The sequence below is a fragment of the Flavobacterium sp. GQ95 genome (assembly GCF_059758655.1).
This window is the reverse complement of sequence record NZ_JCAXEB010000076.1, coordinates 1-345: the sequence shown is the minus strand read 5'-3', so window position 1 is coordinate 345 and position 345 is coordinate 1. Positions and strand designations below refer to the sequence as shown.

Below are 345 nucleotides of genomic sequence, written 5' to 3'. Positions count from 1 at the left end.
GCTGATAAAATCCGTGTGAACACGGTAAATCCTGATGCCGTTATCTCAGACTCAAATATTTGGTCTGGAGGCTGGGCAGAAGGTCGTGCCAAAGCGTATGGTATTACGGTAGAAGAATTGCCGGCTTACTACGCTAAACGCACATTATTAAATGAAATCATATTGCCTGATGATATTGCCAATGCATGTTTTGCGTTTACAGGAGGATTGTTGAGTAAATCAACAGGAAATGCCTTAAACGTAGACGGCGGAGTATCAATGGGCTTCTATAGATAAAGATAGTTTTTTTTAAGTTTGTTTAAGCAAAAGTGGTTTTTTGTGAATTTAACGTCCGACAGCCCTCGG

General features: G+C 40.6%; 1 pseudogene. It reads left to right on the top strand.

Going from position 1 to position 345, the window contains the following annotated elements:
• A pseudogene (locus tag AC6CH4_RS25995) lies at positions 1-276 on the top strand (bifunctional rhamnulose-1-phosphate aldolase/short-chain dehydrogenase); the annotation flags it as partial.
• Positions 277-345: the final 69 nt, after the last annotated feature.